Here is a 653-nt window from a genome sequence, read left to right on the forward strand (position 1 = left end):
AGGATTTCAGACAGCACGCCGGGCGCGATCTTGCAGCCGCAGCCGCCGCCATGGGACAGGCTGGTCAGGCGCGGCTCGATGACGACGCTGGTGGTGCTCGGCGCGTTGGGACTGGTTGGGGTGGTGTTCATGTGGGTTTCCTTTGAATCAGCGAGTCATTATCTTTTCTTCAGCTCAGGCGACGGCCAGCGCCGCGACCAGCTGGCGCAGCAAGGCCTGCTCGCGCTGCGGCTCAAACAGGACGGCACGCGCCTCGCATTGCTGGCGCAGCAGCGGCAAAAAACCGGCGTCATCCCGGCAGCGCTGCAGCAGCTCGGCCAGCGCGCCATCATCGCCCAAAGCGAAATACCCTGCATAGTCCGGGCCCAGCATGCCGACATTGCCCTCAATGCGGGAGGCCAGCACCGGCGTGCCGCTTTGCACCGCTTCCAGAATCACCTGCGCGCCGCCTTCCATCTTGCTCGGGTGCACCAGCACATGGGCGCGCTGGATGCGGCTGCGGGCCTGCGCATGCGGCATCCCACCCAGCCAGCGGTACTGCGGATGACGGCTCGCGGCCCGCTGTGCTGCCTGCCCCAGCGCGGGCTCCAGCGCCTCGCCAATGTGGTCCAGGTAGATGTCAGACCTGAACACCAGCCGGGTCGCCGCGCGCA

At 67.2% G+C, this 653-nt stretch carries 1 protein-coding gene; it reads right to left on the minus strand.

The window, feature by feature from the left end; genetic code table 11:
* Positions 1 to 174: 174 nt before the first annotated feature.
* A partial coding sequence (locus tag B3V69_RS03445; RefSeq protein WP_296443829.1) for a glycosyltransferase occupies positions 175 to 653 on the minus strand: 479 nt, incomplete at its 5' end.

Origin of the sequence: Rhodoferax sp. UBA5149, assembly GCF_002413825.1 — a bacterium.
Classification (GTDB): Bacteria; Pseudomonadota; Gammaproteobacteria; order Burkholderiales; family Burkholderiaceae_C; genus Rhodoferax.